The organism is Mesorhizobium sp. CA4 (assembly GCF_020165075.1).
Lineage (GTDB): Bacteria > Pseudomonadota > Alphaproteobacteria > Rhizobiales > Rhizobiaceae > Mesorhizobium.
This window is the reverse complement of sequence record NZ_JAIUHK010000011.1, coordinates 39,739-55,879: the sequence shown is the minus strand read 5'-3', so window position 1 is coordinate 55,879 and position 16,141 is coordinate 39,739. Positions and strand designations below refer to the sequence as shown.

The window sequence follows — 16,141 nt, the reverse complement described above, 5'->3', positions numbered from 1 at the left end:
CAGCGCAGGTCAGCCGACGCGTAGCGCCAGACAACGGCTCGGCACGGGGTCACGCTCGCCGGGCATCGAGGCATAAGGCCGTGTCTCTTCGAGGCGGCTTATCGTGCCACGCGCTTCCAGCTCGGCGATCCGCCCGGCGAAACCGGCATCCCATAGCGTGTTCTTCACCGTCAGCACGATGACGCCGCCTCGGCGGCAGATGCGGATCAACTCGTCCAGGCCCTCGACCCCGACATGGCCAGAGGTGAAGACACCGGCCGAGACGATGCCGCCATAGGCGTCGTCGGCGAAGGGCAGAGCATCGCCCATCGCCAGGCGATGCAGCGCCGTATAGACGCCCTTGGCGCCGGCCTTGTCCAGCATGCCTTGCGAGATGTCGAGTGCCTCGACCCTCGGATAGCCGGTGATGGCCAGCCATTCGCCGATCAGGCCGGTGCCGGCGCCGGCATCGAGCAAGGGTTCGGCGCCGCGCGGCAAATGGCGGGTAAGCAGCGCCAGGCAGATCGTCGGGTGGCGATAGCCGGCGGACGACATGTCGGCGTCATAGGTCTCGGCCCAACTGTCATAGACCGCGGCCACTTCCTCCGGCCGCTTGGCGGCGTAGGCCGCGCTTAGCGCGTTGTTTTGCTTGCCGTCCGCCATTTCTGCTCCCGCCGCCGAATCGTACCAGCAATGGTAGCCAAGCGGCAAAAACTGTGGAACCGTTCCGCTATAAAACATCGTGTGATGGTAAAGGGGATGACGATGGACGAGGCGCGCGCCGCGTTGGCCACCATTCCGGCGCTGGCAGGCTATGACGGGCCGCTGGAGCGTTTGGCCGGCCTGACCAACATGGTCTACAGGGCCGGCGAAGTGTGTCTGCGCATTCCCGGCAAGGGTACGGAAGAATATATCAACCGCGCCAACGAGGCGGTGGCGGCACGCGAAGCGGCCAGGGCCGGCGTCAGCCCCGAAGTGCTTTATGCCGATCCCGCATCCGGCCTGATGGCGACGCGCTTTATCGCCGGCGCCGAGACGATGTCGCCGGAGAAATTCAAGGCGCGGCCGGGGAGCCCGGCGCGTGCGGGCCAAGCCTTCCGCAAGCTGCATTCATCGGGCGCCGTGTTTCCCTTCCGCTTCGAACTCTTCGCGATGATCGACGACTATCTCAAGGTCTTGTCGACCAAGGACGTGGCGCTGCCTTCCGGCTATCACGATGTGGTGCGCGAGGCAGGCGCGGTGCGCGCGGCGCTTGCCGCGCACCCTATCCCGCTCGCCGCCTGCCATTGCGACCCGCTGTGCGAAAATTTCCTCGATACGGGCGAGCGGATGTGGATCGTCGACTGGGAATATTCCGGGATGAACGATCCGCTGTGGGACCTCGGCGACCTCTCGGTCGAGGGCAAGTTCGATGCGGACCAGGATGAGGAACTGATGCGCGCCTATTTCGGCGGCGAGGCGAGGCCGGCAGAGCGCGGCCGCGTCGTCATCTACAAGGCGATGTGCGACCTCTTATGGACGCTCTGGGGCCTGATCCAGCTCGCCAACGACAATCCGGTCGACGATTTCCGCGCCTATGCCGACGGCCGCTTCGCCCGCTGCAAGGCGCTGATGGAAACGGCGGAGTTTGCGCGGCATCTCGCCGCCGTGCGAGAGGGCTGAACACAGGCCTGAATCCTAGTTCACGCCCTTCGGCACGTTCTCCGGCGGCACCTCGGTCTCCACCACCTTCTGGCGGTGGAAGATGAACATGCCGGCAAGCACGACGATGGCCGCACCGACCAGGATGCGCGGGCTGGGCACGTCACCGAAGAAGACCAGGCCGAAGACCACCGCCCACAGAAGCAGGCTGTAGTGCAGCGGCGCCAGCGTCGAGGCCGGCGCCAGCTTCAGTGCCCTTGTGATCATCAGATGCGCGGCGCAGGAGACGACGCCGAGCAGAAGCATGGCGCCGAAATCGAGCGCCGAGGGCGTGTTCCAGGCGCCGATGGTGAGCAGGCCGCCGACAATCAGCGTGCCGATCGTCTGCCAGGTGACCAAAGTCGTGTCGCTGGTGCCGCGCAGGAGGCGGCCGAGGATGATGGCGAAGCCGAAGGCGATGCTGCCCACCAGCGCGAAGGCCGACGACAGCGAGAAGGCGGCCGAAGACGGCTTCAAAATGATCAGCACGCCGCAGAAGCCGACCAGGATAGCCAGCCAACGGCGCCAGCCGACCTTTTCGCCGAGCAGGAGGTGCGACAGCGCCGCTACGTAGATCGGCCCGGCCATGTAGAAGCTCATCACGTCGGCGAGCGGCAGGTAGACGACCGCGGCATAGAAAAGCCCGGTATCGGTGGTGGTGGCCACGACGCGCAGGAACTGCAAAAGCGGCCGGTCCATGTGAAACAGCCTGGCCGTGCCCTGCTTGGCGATCATAGGGCCGAGCACGATGAAGGCGCCGATCGAGCGGATCAGCACCACCTGTCCGACGGAGAACGAAGCGACCAGCCATTTGCCCATCGCGTCGTTCAGCGCGAACATGAAGTCGCCAGCCAGCATCAACAGGATGCCGGCGAGCAACATGTTCCTGATCGTGAAATTGCGGGCGAGCGAAGCCATGCCGCTCCCTAGCCGCAAGCGGCCGGTTTGACGAGGGAAAATCGGCTAGCCGGTAAGACCAGCGACGGAAATCGGCTGGTTCTAGCCCGCCCTGTGCCGCCGGTTCACCTGCGCCGGCCGGCCGGCGATCGACAGCCGCGTTTCCTGCTTGGTGCGTTCGGCCACCACCTTGCCCCGGGCGATGACGCAGAGACGTTCGGGACGCAGACGCACGGCTTCGATCGCATTGCCGGCATCGAGCACGACGAGGCTCGCCCGCTTGCCGACGGCAAGGCCCAGATGGTCGAGCCCCATGATGGCGGCATTGACGTTGGTCACCATGTCGAAGCAGCGCGCCATGTCGGCCGGGCTCGACATCTGGGCGACATGCAGGCCCATGAAGGCGACGTCGAGCATGTCGGCGGTGCCCAGCGAATACCAGGGGTCGAGCACGCAATCCTGGCCCCAGCCGACGCGGATGCCGAGCGCCTGCATCTCCTTCACCCGGGTCAGACCACGCCGCTTCGGGAAGGTATCGTGGCGCCCTTGCAGCATGATGTTGATCAGCGGATTGGGGATTGCCGAAACGCCGGCCTCGGCGATGAGCGGCAAAAGCTTTGAGACATAGTAATTGTCCATCGAATGCATGGAGGTGAGGTGCGAGCCGGCCACCCTGCCCTGCATGCCGAGCCGTTGCGTCTCGAAGGCCAGTTGCTCGATATGGCGCGACAGCGGATCGTCGGTCTCGTCGCAATGCATGTCGACCATCAGCCCGCGTTTGGCGGCGATCTCGCAAAGCTCCGTCACCGAGCGGGCGCCGTCGGCCATGGTGCGCTCGAAATGCGGGATGCCGCCGACGATGTCGACGCCCATGTCGAGCGCACGGATGGTGTTCTTCAGCGCCGTCGGCGAGCGATAGAGGCCGTCCTGCGGAAAGGCGACCAGCTGCAGGTCGATATAGGGCGCGACGGTTTTCTTCACGTCGAGCAGGGCTTCCACCGCGAGCAGCCGGTCGTCGCAGACATCGACATGGCTGCGGATGGCGAGCAGGCCCATCGAGACGGCCCAGTCGCAATAGGCGAGCGCGCGCTCGCGCACGGCTTCATGCGTCAAAAGCGGCTTCAGCTCGCCCCAGAGCGCGATGCCTTCGAGCAGCGTGCCGGACGCATTGATGCGCGGAATGCCGTAGGAGAGCGTGGCATCCATATGAAAATGCGGGTCGACGAAGGGCGGCGAGACCAGATTGCCGCGCGCGTCGATCTCGGTCGGCGCAGAGCCCGGCAGTTTCTGCTCGACCGCCCGGATGGTTTCCCCGGCAATGCCGATATCGGCAATCCTGCCGTCCGGCAGCGTGCCGCCGCGCACGATGAGGTCGAAATCCATCTGTCGTCACCCTTTTCCCAAGAATCGGCACTCATCGTGGCTGAAAAGACCGCATGGTGCAGCCTTTTCTTTCCCCGGCAGCCGAAAGGTTCCATCGCGCCGCAACTCGCTCTATAAGCCGCCTCTCGTCCTCGTGGCGAATCCGAAATTCTTGGCAAGCCAGAGACAGGATCGGCCGTTGTTTCGCTTCTTCCGCTCCACGGAAAACCAGCGCCTCATCGCGAGGCTGGTGAGGGAATCCTTCCACGAGCATAAATTCGGCTATGGCGCCGCAATCGTGTCGATGCTGGTTGTGGCCGCCATGACCGGGGCCAGCGCCTGGATCCTGCGCGAGATCACCAACGAATTCGTCGTCTTCAAGAGGCTCGACCGCGTCAATCTGATCGCGGCGGGCGTCGCGGCGATCTTCCTGCTCAAGGGCTTTGCAAGCTTCGTGCAGGCCTATTTCATGAGCCGCGTCGGCAACGCCATCATCGCCGACCGGCAGCGCAAGATCTACGATCGCATCCTGGCGCAAGGCATCGAATTCTATCATTCGACCTCGTCGGCCGAGCTGATCGCCCGCATGACCAACAACGCGCAGGCCGCGCGCAGCGTGCTCGATCTCGTCGTCACCTCCTATGTGCGCGACCTGGTGACATTGATCGTCCTGGTCGGGGTCATGGTCTGGCAACAGCCGGCGCTGTCGTTGATCTGCTTCGTCGCTGGGCCGATTGCCATCTACGGCGTCAACCGCATCCTGAAGCGCGTGCGCAAGATCGCGGCGATGGAATTCATCTCGCTCGGCCAGATCGTGCATGTGATGCAGGAGACGGCGATCGGCGTGCGGGTCATCAAATCCTTCAATCTGGAAGCCGCGATGCGCAAGCGCATGCACAAGGCGGTTTCGGATGTCGAAACCCGCGCCAACAACATCGCGACGCTGGAAGCCGCCACCAGCCCGGTTATGGAAACGCTTGCCGGTCTGGCGATCGCCGGCGCGGTGCTGGTCAGCGGCCTGCTGGTGCTGCAGGGCGGCCAGATGCCGGGCAACATCATGGCCTTTATCGCGGCACTTCTGCTGGCCTACGAGCCGGCAAAGCGTCTGGCCCGCGTGCGCATCTCGCTCGAGACGGGCATCGTCGGCGTGCGCATGATGTTTCAGCTCGCCGACCGGCCGCTGACGCTCGCCGAGAAACCCGGCGCCACGCCGCTGCAACCCGGTCCCGGCGAAATCCGCTTCGATAATGTCAGCTTCGCCTATCCGGAGAGCCCGCCGGTGTTCGAAGGTTTTGAGCTGACGCTCGCGGCCGGCAAGATGACGGCGCTGGTCGGGCCGTCGGGCAGCGGCAAGTCGACGATCCTCAACCTGATCATGCGCATGTACGACCCGCAGACGGGCAGAGTGCTGTTCGACGGCCAGGACATCTCCTTCGCGACGCTCGATTCGCTCAGGCGCAAGATCGCTTATGTCAGCCAGGACACGTTCCTGTTTGCCGGCACGGTCATGCACAATATCCGTCTCGGCCGCGAGGGCGCGACCGACGAGGAGGTGATCGCCGCCGCCAAGGCCGCCAACGCGCATGACTTCATCAGCGCCATGGCCAAAGGCTACGACACGGAGGTCGGCGAGAACGGCTCGCTGCTCTCCGGCGGCCAGCGCCAGCGCATCTCGATCGCGCGCGCCATGCTGCGCAACGCCGAGATCCTGCTGCTCGACGAGGCGACCAGCGCGCTCGACGCCGAGTCGGAAGCGCTGTTCCGCGACGCGCTGCAGCAGCTCACCGTCGGGCGCACGACGATCGTCATCGCGCACCGGCTGTCGACCGTGCATCAGGCCGACACGATCGTGGTGCTGGAAAAGGGCAAAGTGCTGGAAAGCGGCCCGCACAAGACCCTGCTCAAGCAGGGCGGGCTTTACCAGAAGCTTTATGAATATCAGCTGATGCCGTGACGCCAGCTTCCCCTTCTCCCCTTGCGGGAGAAGGGGAAATGCGCTCTCTACTCCGGCACGTTCCGCACCGCGCCCTTGTCGGCGCTGGTGGCGAAGGCGGCGTAGGCGCGGAGCGCCGTCGTCACCTTTCGCTTGCGCTTTTCGGCCGGCTTCCAGGCGTCGGCGCCCCTGGCGTTCATCGCAGCCCGCCGGGCATCGAGCTCGGCATCGCTGATGGCGAGGCGGATGGTGCGGTTGGGAATGTCGATCTCGATCGTATCGCCTTCCTGGACCAGGCCGATCGCGCCGCCTTCGGCGGCCTCGGGCGAGACATGGCCGATCGACAGGCCGGACGTGCCGCCGGAGAAGCGGCCGTCGGTGATCAGCGCGCAGGCTTTGCCGAGGCCCTTCGACTTCAGATAGCTCGTCGGGTAGAGCATTTCCTGCATGCCGGGGCCGCCGCGCGGTCCTTCATAGCGGATGACGACGATGTCGCCGGCCTTGATCTCGTTGCCGAGGATCGCCTTGACGGATGCGTCCTGGCTCTCGAAGACGCGGGCCGGGCCAGTGAATTTCAGGATCGACTCGTCGACGCCAGCGGTCTTCACGATGCAGCCGTCGAGCGCCAGATTGCCCTTCAGCACGGCAAGGCCGCCATCCTTGGAGAAGGGCGTCTTGGCCGAGCGGATGACGCCCTTTTCACGGTCGGTGTCGAGCTCGTCCCAGCGGCGGTCCTGGCTGAAGGCCACCTGCGTCGGCACGCCGCCCGGAGCGGCACGGAAGAAGTTACGGACATTCTCGGCCGAGGTGCGCGCGATGTCCCAATGGTCGAGCGCCTCGCCGAGCGTGGCGGTATGCACGGTCGGCAGGTCGCGATTGATCAGGCCTGCCTGGTCGAGCTGGCCGAGGATGGCCATGATGCCGCCGGCGCGGTGGACGTCCTCCATATGCACGTCGGACTTGGCCGGCGCCACCTTGCAAAGCACAGGCACCTTGCGCGACAGCCGGTCGATGTCCTCCATGGTGAAATCGACCTCGCCCTCATGGGCGGCGGCAAGGATGTGCAGCACCGTGTTGGTCGAGCCGCCCATGGCGATATCGAGCGCCATCGCGTTCTCGAACGCGCCCTTGGAGGCGATGCTGCGCGGCAGTGCTGTTTCATCGTCCTGCTCGTAATAGCGCTGGGCGAGATCGACGACGAGATGGCCGGCCTCGACGAACAGGCGCTTGCGGTCGGCATGGGTGGCCAAGGTCGAGCCATTGCCCGGCAGCGACAGGCCAAGCGCTTCCGTCAGGCAGTTCATCGAGTTGGCGGTGAACATGCCGGAGCACGAACCGCAGGTCGGGCAGGCCGAGCGCTCGATGATCTTGACGTCCTCGTCGGAGATCTTGTCGTCGGCGGCCGCCACCATGGCATCGACCAGATCGAGCGCCTGCGTCTTGCCGGCCAGCACCACCTTGCCAGCCTCCATCGGTCCGCCCGAGACGAAGACAGTCGGGATGTTGAGGCGAAGCGACGCCATCAGCATGCCGGGCGTGATCTTGTCACAGTTGGAGATGCAGACCATGGCGTCGGCGCAATGCGCATTGACCATGTATTCGACGGAATCGGCGATCAGCTCGCGCGATGGCAGCGAATAGAGCATGCCGTCATGTCCCATGGCGATGCCGTCGTCGACCGCGATGGTGTTGAATTCCTTAGCGACGCCGCCAGCCTTCTCGATCTCGCGTGCGACAAGCTGGCCGAGGTCCTTCAGATGCACATGGCCCGGCACGAACTGGGTGAAGGAATTGACCACAGCAATGATCGGCTTGCCGAAATCACTGTCCTTCATGCCTGTGGCGCGCCACAGGCCGCGGGCGCCGGCCATGTTGCGGCCATGGGTGGTGGTGCGGGAACGATAGGCAGGCATTGTATGGTCCTTGCTGGCTGGCCACGCCGATGCGCAGCGGGCGGCGCTCGAATTTAGTCGGCAGCGGTTATAGCGGCCATGATCCGGCCTTGCCACATTTTTGCGCTGCACCAGCACGCTTCGGGAAATTTGAGCTGTTCAGGAAATTTTCGCTGCCGCTGTCGGATGATACCTCGGCGGAGCGTCCTTGAGGCAGACGGCATCGAAACGGCACGAAATCGCCGGCGAACCATTTGACAACAAAAGCCAACATGAAGCCCGAGGAGCAAGGCATGCAGAAGATCACCACCTTCCTGTGGTTCGACAACCAGGCCGAGGAAGCCATGAACCACTACATCTCCATCTTCAAGAATTCGAAGGTGCTGAGCGTGACGCGCTGGCCCAAGGGCCATCCCCAGGAGGGCCAGGTGCTGGTCGCCTCGTTCGAGCTCGACGGCGTGCAGTTCCAAGCCCTCAACGGCGGGCCGCAATACAAGTTCACCGAAGCGATCTCGCTGTCGATCGACTGCAAGACGCAGGAAGAGGTGGATCATTTCTGGACCAGGCTCACCGAAGGCGGCGGCGAACCGGGACGCTGCAGCTGGCTGAAGGACAAGTTCGGCGTTTCCTGGCAGGTCGTGCCGGAGCAACTGCCGCGCCTGCTTCAGGATCCGGACCGGGCCAAGGCTGGTCGTGTGATGTCGGCGATGATGCAGATGGGCAAGATCGAAATCGACAAGCTGGAGGCGGCGGCAAAGGGGTGAGCGCGACTTTCCCTTCTCCCCTTGTGTGGGAGAAGGTGGATTGGCGCGTCAGCGCCAAGACGGATGAGGGGTGCTCCAGCGAAGTGAGACGTTGGCTTTCCCTGGAACACCCCTCATCCGTCCTCGCTTCGCGAGGCCACCTTCCCCCACAAGGGGGGAAGGGAAAAACAGGTTACGCCGCTTTGTCGCGCACCTGGTAATCCTTGACCGCGGCGAAGCGGATCGCTTTCCAGCGCTCGGCTTCGTAGTTCAGCGAGAAGGCGTGCTGGGCCAGGAACACCGGATCGTTATCGAGGTCGCGGGCGATGTCGCCGCGATGCGATTCGATGAAACGCTGCACCTCCGCCTTGTCGTCGGCCGAGATCCAGCGGCAGATCGAGAAACGTGACATCTCGAAATCAACCGGCAGCGTGTATTCGACGTTTAGCCGCTCCTTGAGCACGTCGAGCTGCAGCGCGCCGACGACACCGACGATGGCCGGCGAGCCATCCTCCGGCGAGAACAGCTGGACGACGCCCTCCTCGGCCATCTGGTGCAGCGCTTCCTTCAGCTTTTTCGCCTTCATGGCGTCGCCGAGGCGCACGCGGCGCAGGATTTCCGGGGCGAAATTCGGCACGCCGCGGAACAGGATCTCCTCGCCTTCGGTCAGTGTGTCGCCGATGCGCAGCGTGCCGTGGTTGGGGATGCCGACGACGTCGCCGGCGAAGGCCTCGTCGGCTGTGACGCGGGTGCGGGCGAAGAAGAACTGCGGCGCCGACAGGCTCATCGGCTTGCCGGTGCGCACGAGCTTCGCCTTCATGCCGCGCTCAAGCTTGCCCGAGCAGACGCGCACGAAAGCAATGCGGTCGCGGTGGTTGGGGTCCATGTTGGCCTGGATCTTGAAGACGAAGGAGGTCATCTTGTCCTCCGTCGCCTCGACCAGACGTTCGTCGGCCTCTTGGGCGCGCGGCGGCGGGCCATAGGCGCCGAGCGCCTCGATCAGGTCGCGCACGCCGTAATTGCGCAGCGCCGAGCCGAAATAGACGGGCGTCAGATGGCCCTCGCGGAAAGCTTCCACGTCGAGCGGACGGCAGGCCTCGCGCGCGAGTTCCAGTTCCTCGATGAAGGCTTCACGCTCATTGTCCGGCAGCAATCCCGCGACGCGGTTGGAATCGGGACCGTGGACCGGCGTGCGCTCCTTCTCGTCGTCGTTGCGGCGCACCGCGTTCTGCGCCAGGTGGTAGGTGCCCGAAAAGGTCCTGCCGCGGCCGATCGGCCAGGTGACGGGCGCGGTGTCGAGGGCCAGCTTCTGCTCGATCTCGTCGAGGATCTCGAACGGATCGCGGCTCTCGCGATCCATCTTGTTGACGAAGGTGATGATCGGGATGTCGCGCAGCCTGCAGACCTCGAACAACTTCAGCGTGCGCGGCTCGATGCCCTTGGCGGCGTCGATGACCATGACGGCCGAGTCCACCGCCGACAGAGTGCGATAGGTGTCGTCGGCGAAATCCTCGTGGCCGGGCGTGTCGAGCAGGTTAAAGACGTTGTCGTCATATTCGAAGGTCATCACCGAGGTGACGACCGAGATGCCGCGCTCGCGCTCGATCTTCATCCAGTCGGACCGCGTCTGGATGCGGTCCTTCTTGGCCTTGACCTCGCCGGCGAGCTGAATGGCGCCGCCGAACAAAAGCAGCTTTTCGGTGAGCGTGGTCTTGCCGGCATCGGGGTGGGCGATGATCGCGAAGGTGCGGCGGCGCGATACCGCCTGTTCGATGTCTTCTGCCAATTTTTGGAATCCTGTCTGTGGCGCGGGCTTCTAGCAGCGCATTGCCAGCCTGTCGACGGTTTTGGACAGACCGGTTCGACCGGCGCAGCAGGGACACGTGCCGTCGGCAAAAGACCTTGGTCCTCAATTCCACATACCGTCGCGATCGGTCTTGCCGCCGAACCAGGTAACCGACGAGATCTCGGAACGTTTGATACCGATGTCGCGCAACAGGTAGTCCGGCAACTCGTCCAGCCAGGCGCGATCCCTGCGGATGCGGATGATCCGCGCGAGGATGCGCAGGCCGGAACGGCATATTTCGACGCTTGTCGTGAAGAAACGCCCGTTAACGGACGGGCGGGCGACGGGTTTCATTCCCATGCGAAGGGTTGGCATGATCATCTTCCTTTTGTTTGAACGAAGGGACCGGGAGGGCCGTGCAGGCCCTCCCGGTCACGCTGCGCGTGTCAGGACCGATCGTGCTCACAGCTCACATAAGGGTTCCAGTCGGCGAACATGCCGGCGGGGTTGTGCCGCCAGTGCCAGACATGGAGCTCGTAATACGGGTCCACCGGGTGGGCGCCCACCGTCGTCTTGCGCTGCAGGGTGCGGCCGAGGAATTCGGGTACGCCTTTGCCCTTCCAGTCCTTTTCGAAGACGATGTATTCCATGCCGACGAGCTGCATGGAGCCATCGGCCTCCGGCTCGTAGGTCAGCACGTCCGGCTCGCCGAGCACGAGCCTGCCGTCGCCGGCCCGCCCGGGATGGATGAAGTGGACGCCCATCGTGCCGTGCTCGTCATGCGTCGTGCATTCGAACAGCTGCCGGTAGCCATCCGCCTTGGCGACCTCGATGTCGAGATACTTGGCCGACATCTCCCGAGACCGGTTGAGCACCGGATCGGGCATGTCATGGGCGAGCGCGGTGCCGCAAAACAGCGCGGAGGCGCCGACGGCAAGGACAATTTCCGCAAAGCGCTTCACGATCGATCCTCCCCGTCAGGCTGCGGCGTAAGCCGTCGTCGGATCGATCAGGCGCTTGACCTGCGTGATCTTCGTCGCCGGGAAGCCGCTCATCTTGGCGTGACGCTGGATGATCGCCTCGTCCTTGGCGAGATAGACGCAAAAGGTCTTGTCGTCCGCCACGAAGGATTCGACCCACTGGATGTCCGGGCCGAGCTCGGCCAGAACGGCGTTCGAGGCCTTGGAGGCGTCGCGAAGCTGCTCGCGCTCGAAGGTGCCGACCTTGGGAATCTCGCGTTCGATGATGTATTTCTGCATGTCACAATCTCCTTGATCTGGGTTCAAATGCCACCGGCGCCCGACCAGGTCGGTGCCCGTGACATCCCGGGGGCCGCTGAGCTAAACTGCAGCTTGGCCCGCCAGGCAGACGGAGAATTACGAAAGAGGCGGCCAACAGTCCTTATGCCGCCCTGATCTTATTCTGATCCTTTGCCTATTGCCGTTACAGGGATTGCTGCCGATGGGAATTTATTGCTTCGGCGACTTCGAACTCAATGAGGACTCGCGCGCCCTTCGCCTCGCCGGAAGCGAGATCGAGGTGCAGCCCCTGGTCTTCGATTTCCTCGCCGTCCTGCTGCGCCATCAGGAGCGCGCCTTGAGCAAGGACGAATTGCTTGAGACGCTGTGGCCCGACGTGACGGTGACCGAGGCTTCGCTGCAGCGCGTCGCGAGCCTTGCCCGCGGGATTCTTCGCCAGGGCGGCATGGAGACGGCGCTGCGCAACCTGCCCCGCTTCGGCTACCGGATTTGCCTGGATCAACCGGCCGCCTTGCAAACCAGGCCGGCGCCGGCCGATGTGGGCGGCAAGCCCTCGATCCCCGGCCTGCCAATTCTGTCGGCGCGGGCTGCCGTTGCAGCGAGAAAATGGCATGACGCCGCGGCCTCTTTCACGCAAGCGGATGCCGCCGACGAGCTGCTGACGGCCGATCTCGAGGAATGGGCGCTGGCGCTGGAATGCATGGGCCGGCCGGCCGAAGCCATCCCGCTTCTGGCGCGCGCGGTGACGGCTTATGGCGTGGCCGGCGAGCGACTGCGCGCGGCCTCCCCTGCAATCACCCTCGCCAGGATCCATCTCGAGAGAGGCGAGCTTGCCGTCGCCAAGGGCTGGCACAAGCGCGCCGCGCAGTTGATCGATGCCGCTTCCGACAGCAGAGAGCACGGTCTCTGGTGCTGGATGGGGGCGCGCATCATGGGCGCGGAAGCCGAGCCGGAACAGGCGCTTGCGCTGGCTGAACAGGCCTTCGCGGTCGGCAGGCACCTCGACGATCCGGTAGTGGAGTCGCTCGGCCTTATCTATCGCGGCTTCTTCAAACTGTGTCTCGGTGAAACCAAAGCCGGGCAGGAGGATCAGGACCTTGCTGCCGCCCTCGGCCTGTCCAGCGACGTCGACCCGGTCGTCGGCGGGATCCTCTACTGCAACATCCTGTGGGCCTGCCGGAATTTCGGCGACTGGTCGCGCGCCAACCAATGGACGCTTGGCTACGAAGACTGGTGCAGGGGGCACGGGCTGGAAGACCTTTCGGGCTCGTGCCGGCTGCATCGCGCCGAAGTGCTCGGCGTTCATGGCACGCTGAAGGAGGCGGAAGCGCTTGTGCGCGCGGCACTCGACCAGCTCGCGCTCGACGCGCCCTGGGCAACCGGCGACGCCTTGCGCGTGCTGGGCGACATTCACCTGGCGGCCGGAGAATTCACGGAAGCCGAAACGGCCTACCGCGCATCGCACGCGGCAGGCTGGGATCCGCAGCCCGGACTTGCGCTGCTGCAACTCGAGCAAGGACAGGCGGAGGCCGCTTTCAGCGCTCTCGAACGTTCCCTGGTGGGCAATGGCTGGCCGACCCTGCAGCGGCGAGGCATCGTCCTCGCCACGCTCGCCAAGGTGGCGGCGCGGACCAATCGGCGCGAGCGGGCGAAAGCGGTGATCGCCGAATTGGAGACCCAGCCGCAGCGCTGGCCGATGGCCTCCATCCAGGCGCTGACCGCGGAAGCCAAGGCGGAGCTTTTCATGCAGGAAGAGCGCCTCGCCGAGGCCGCGCGGGAGCTGCAGATCGCATGCTCGCGCTGGAACGAGATCGGCTCGCCTATTAATGTTGCCGACGCCAGGCTGTCGCTCGCGGCGCTGCTCATCAGGATCGGCGATCGTTCCGGCGCTGAGCTGGAGCTCGGCACCGCGCTGGCGATTGCGAAGAAAGTCGACTCTTCACGGCTCATGCGGCGCTGCGACGAGCTGAAGGGCCTGATCGCCGGAGCGCAGGCGGTAGCGGTGGGCAGCGTCTAGCTCTCACTTTAGGTCTGGCCGGCGCGGTGGCATGAGAGGGAAATCTCTCTCAAAGGTCCGGCATGAGCAGCGCAAAGCAAGTCATCGTCATCGGCGCCGGCATCATCGGCGCCTCGATCGCCTGGCACCTGACGAAAGCCGGCGCGCGGGTGACGGTGGTTTCGGAAAGCGGCGCCGGCGGTGTCGCAACACCCAATTCCTTTGCCTGGATCAATGCGAGCTGGGGCAATCCGGAAACCTATTTCCGGCTGCGTGTCCGCGCCATGGCCGAATGGAAACGGCTGGCGAATGACCTGCCGGGCCTGCCGCTCGCCTGGTGCGGCGGCCTGTGCTGGGATCTGCCCGCGGACAGGCTCGAAGCCTATGCGGCCGAGCATTCGTCCTGGGGCTATGGCATCGAGCGAGTCGGGCGCGAACAGGCGGCGCGCATCGAACCCAATTTGGCGGAGCTTCCCGAGTTTGCACTTTATGTCGCGCATGAAGGCGTGGCCGAGCCTGTGGCGACCGCAAAGGCGCTGCTGACCGATGCCGAACGGCGCGGCGCGCGGCTCGCTAAGGGAAGCGTCGACAGGCTGGCGCTGGTCAACGGCAAGATCACGGGCGTCGTCGCTGCGGGCGAGATCATCGCCGCCGACGAGGTGGTGATTGCGGCGGGCGCCGGCGCTCCGGCGATCGCCGCGACCGCAGGCATCAAGCTGCCGATCGAGACACCGCCCGGCCTGATCGTGCATTCGCGTCCGCACCCAAAGCTGCTCACCGGGCTGGTGCTGGCCGACAGACTGCATATGCGCCAGACCGCTGAGGGCCGTATTATCGCCGGCTCGGATTTCGCCGGCGGCGATCCGGGCGAAAATCCGGAGGCCGCCGCGCACGCGCTGTTCGCCGCGACGAAAGCGATGCTGCGCGGCGCCAACGGACTGGAATTCGACTTCCACACGATCGGCTACCGTCCGACGCCGGTTGACGGTTTCCCGATCGTCAGCCGCGCGGAAGGCGTCGGCGGCCTCTACGTCGCCGTCACCCATTCCGGCATCACGCTGGCGCCGGCGGTCGGCCTGTTTGCGGCCGGCGAAATCCTCAACGGTGAGCGCGATGCGTTGCTTGAACCCTACGCGCTGTCGCGTTTCGCTCAGTAGCCGGGAGGCCGGCGAAATCCTCCGGTGAGCGGCGCAATCGCGGCTGCAATGCCGAGCAGCCGCGCTTCCGACCATTTCCTGCCGGCTAATTGAAGGCCGATCGGCGAGCCGTCGCGGTCCTGCCGACAAGGGAACGCGAGCGCCGGATGGCTGGAATAATTGAACACCGCGCCATAGGCCGGCAGCATCCAGTAGCTTTCTTCCTTGCCGTCGACCTTGAGCGGGCTGCCCGGCTTGCAGTGCGGGAAGGCCGTGGTCATGGCGACCGGGCAGAGCAAGGCATCGCAGCTGTCAAAGAACCGCTCCCAGGCAAGGATCGATCGGTCGCGGCGGGCAAGCGCGGCGAACCAGCGCGACACCGGCGTCGGCTGCTCCGGCGGTTCCGGCTGCGCGGCTTCCAACATCATGCCGATCAGCTTGCCGCCCTCGGCGAGGTCGTCGCGCAGGTCGAGCTTCGGCAATTTCGCTTTCTCCACAACCGCGCCAGCCGAGGCGAGCTGCGCGGCCAGGCTTTCTACGGCGGCACGGATTTCGGTGGCAACCGGGAAGCCCGGGAAAGATTCGGCCACGGCGATGCGCAACGACTTGAGTTCGAGCTTCGGCATCGGCTCAACCGGCACGGGCGCCAGGTCGGTGTCCGCGCGGTCCGGTCCGGCAATGATCCGATAGATCAGCGCCAGATCCTCGATGTTGCGAGCAAGCGGGCCAACACATGACATCAGCCGCACGCTGCGCGGCAAGGCGCCCGGAGCGGGAAAGGCGCCGGCCAGCGACACGCGATGTTCAGTTGGCTTCAGGCCATAGACGCCGCAGAAAGCAGCGGGCAAGCGTATGGAATCCTGCATGTCGGTGCCGACTTCGAACGGAGTCATGCCTGTCGCTATTGCCGCGGCCGCGCCACCGCTTGAGCCGCCCGCCGTGCGCGACGGATCCCACGGATTGGAAGTGCGCCCGAACAGCGGGTTGTCGGACTGCCAGTCGCCCAGCATAGTGGCGACGTTGGTCTTGCCGACCAGTATGGCGCCGGCTGCTTTCAGCCTTTCGACCACAGGGCTGTCCTGCCTAGCCCTGTAGCCGGCGAAGGGCGGAAAACCGACGGTGGTCCTCATACCCGCCGTCTCGTGCGCATCCTTCAGCGTGAATGGCACCCCGTGCAGCGGACCGAGCGTGTCGCCGCGAGCCTGCGCCGCATCGGCCAGCAGGGCACGTGCCTGCGCCTGTTCCCGATCGAGGATGACGACAGCGTTGACCGCCCCGTTGTGCCGGTCGATCTGGGCAAGCTGCGCATCGAGCGCCTCGATCGCCGAAATTTTTCGCTGGGCAATGGCTGCCGCGAGCTCGGCAGTCGAGGAAAACCCGATATCCATGTACACACTCCGGCTGCTTGCCGCGCTTCGCCTTGAACATGGCGGATGAGGGCGCGGCTTCAAGCCGAATTCAGCATCCGAAGCTTACGG

General features: G+C 65.0%; 14 protein-coding genes. 5 read left to right on the top strand and 9 right to left on the bottom strand.

Annotation, left to right across the window (positions count from 1 at the left end; all coding sequences use genetic code 11):
* Nucleotides 1–9: 9 nt before the first annotated feature.
* The gene (locus LB528_RS11530; protein ID WP_224714958.1) at nucleotides 10–642 is read right to left on the bottom strand and encodes a class I SAM-dependent DNA methyltransferase; all 633 of its coding nucleotides are present in this window, start codon (nucleotides 640–642) and stop codon (nucleotides 10–12) included.
* A gap of 96 nt (nucleotides 643–738) precedes the next feature.
* Here LB528_RS11530 and LB528_RS11525 point away from each other — a divergent pair, with 96 nt between their 5' ends.
* Nucleotides 739–1,641, top strand: a complete 903-nt coding sequence (locus LB528_RS11525) for a phosphotransferase family protein (RefSeq protein WP_224714957.1) — start codon at nucleotides 739–741, stop codon at nucleotides 1,639–1,641.
* Nucleotides 1,642–1,656: 15 nt separating this feature from the next.
* On the opposite strand, the gene LB528_RS11520 is transcribed toward LB528_RS11525, so the two are convergent.
* Together LB528_RS11520 and LB528_RS11515 are read right to left on the bottom strand one after the other, a co-directional pair.
* Complete coding sequence (locus tag LB528_RS11520) at nucleotides 1,657–2,577, bottom strand: DMT family transporter (RefSeq protein ID WP_224714956.1); 921 nt, start codon at nucleotides 2,575–2,577, stop codon at nucleotides 1,657–1,659.
* An 81-nt stretch (nucleotides 2,578–2,658) separates the two neighbouring features.
* Nucleotides 2,659–3,939 (bottom strand): amidohydrolase family protein, encoded by a 1,281-nt coding sequence (locus LB528_RS11515; protein WP_224714955.1) that lies wholly within the window; start codon nucleotides 3,937–3,939, stop codon nucleotides 2,659–2,661.
* A gap of 178 nt (nucleotides 3,940–4,117) precedes the next feature.
* On the opposite strand from LB528_RS11515, the gene LB528_RS11510 reads away from it, so the two are divergent.
* A complete protein-coding gene (locus tag LB528_RS11510) occupies nucleotides 4,118–5,872 on the top strand; it encodes an ABC transporter ATP-binding protein (RefSeq protein ID WP_224714954.1) in 1,755 nt (584 codons plus the stop codon).
* A gap of 47 nt (nucleotides 5,873–5,919) precedes the next feature.
* Here LB528_RS11510 and ilvD read toward each other — a convergent pair whose 3' ends face one another.
* A complete protein-coding gene (ilvD, locus tag LB528_RS11505; RefSeq protein WP_224714953.1) occupies nucleotides 5,920–7,764 on the bottom strand; it encodes a dihydroxy-acid dehydratase in 1,845 nt (614 codons plus the stop codon).
* Nucleotides 7,765–8,036: 272 nt separating this feature from the next.
* On the opposite strand from ilvD, the gene LB528_RS11500 reads away from it, so the two are divergent.
* The gene (locus LB528_RS11500; RefSeq protein WP_224511484.1) at nucleotides 8,037–8,507 is read left to right on the top strand and encodes a VOC family protein; all 471 of its coding nucleotides are present in this window, start codon (nucleotides 8,037–8,039) and stop codon (nucleotides 8,505–8,507) included.
* 172 nt (nucleotides 8,508–8,679) lie between these two features.
* Here LB528_RS11500 and LB528_RS11495 read toward each other — a convergent pair whose 3' ends face one another.
* The 4 genes from LB528_RS11495 to LB528_RS11480 form a co-directional block, all read right to left on the bottom strand.
* Nucleotides 8,680–10,272 carry a peptide chain release factor 3 gene (locus LB528_RS11495; protein WP_224714952.1) on the bottom strand — a complete coding sequence of 531 codons (1,593 nt, stop codon included), beginning with the start codon at nucleotides 10,270–10,272 and terminating at the stop codon, nucleotides 8,680–8,682.
* Between the two features lie 123 nt (nucleotides 10,273–10,395).
* On the bottom strand, nucleotides 10,396–10,653 hold the full coding sequence (locus LB528_RS11490) for a DUF1127 domain-containing protein (protein ID WP_224714951.1): 258 nt from the start codon (nucleotides 10,651–10,653) through the stop codon (nucleotides 10,396–10,398).
* Nucleotides 10,654–10,718: 65 nt separating this feature from the next.
* Nucleotides 10,719–11,234 (bottom strand): hypothetical protein, encoded by a 516-nt coding sequence (locus LB528_RS11485; protein ID WP_224511487.1) that lies wholly within the window; start codon nucleotides 11,232–11,234, stop codon nucleotides 10,719–10,721.
* A 15-nt stretch (nucleotides 11,235–11,249) separates the two neighbouring features.
* Complete coding sequence (locus LB528_RS11480) at nucleotides 11,250–11,531, bottom strand: DUF4242 domain-containing protein (protein ID WP_224714950.1); 282 nt, start codon at nucleotides 11,529–11,531, stop codon at nucleotides 11,250–11,252.
* Nucleotides 11,532–11,733: 202 nt separating this feature from the next.
* On the opposite strand from LB528_RS11480, the gene LB528_RS11475 reads away from it, so the two are divergent.
* A complete protein-coding gene (locus LB528_RS11475) occupies nucleotides 11,734–13,548 on the top strand; it encodes a winged helix-turn-helix domain-containing protein (RefSeq protein ID WP_224714949.1) in 1,815 nt (604 codons plus the stop codon).
* A gap of 62 nt (nucleotides 13,549–13,610) precedes the next feature.
* Nucleotides 13,611–14,684, top strand: coding sequence for an NAD(P)/FAD-dependent oxidoreductase (locus LB528_RS11470; protein ID WP_224714948.1), 1,074 nt, complete (start codon nucleotides 13,611–13,613; stop codon nucleotides 14,682–14,684).
* On the opposite strand, the gene LB528_RS11465 is transcribed toward LB528_RS11470, so the two are convergent.
* Nucleotides 14,678–16,051 (bottom strand): amidase, encoded by a 1,374-nt coding sequence (locus LB528_RS11465; protein ID WP_224714947.1) that lies wholly within the window; start codon nucleotides 16,049–16,051, stop codon nucleotides 14,678–14,680. The genes LB528_RS11470 and LB528_RS11465 overlap by 7 nt on opposite strands.
* Between the last annotated feature and the right edge of the window lie 90 nt (nucleotides 16,052–16,141).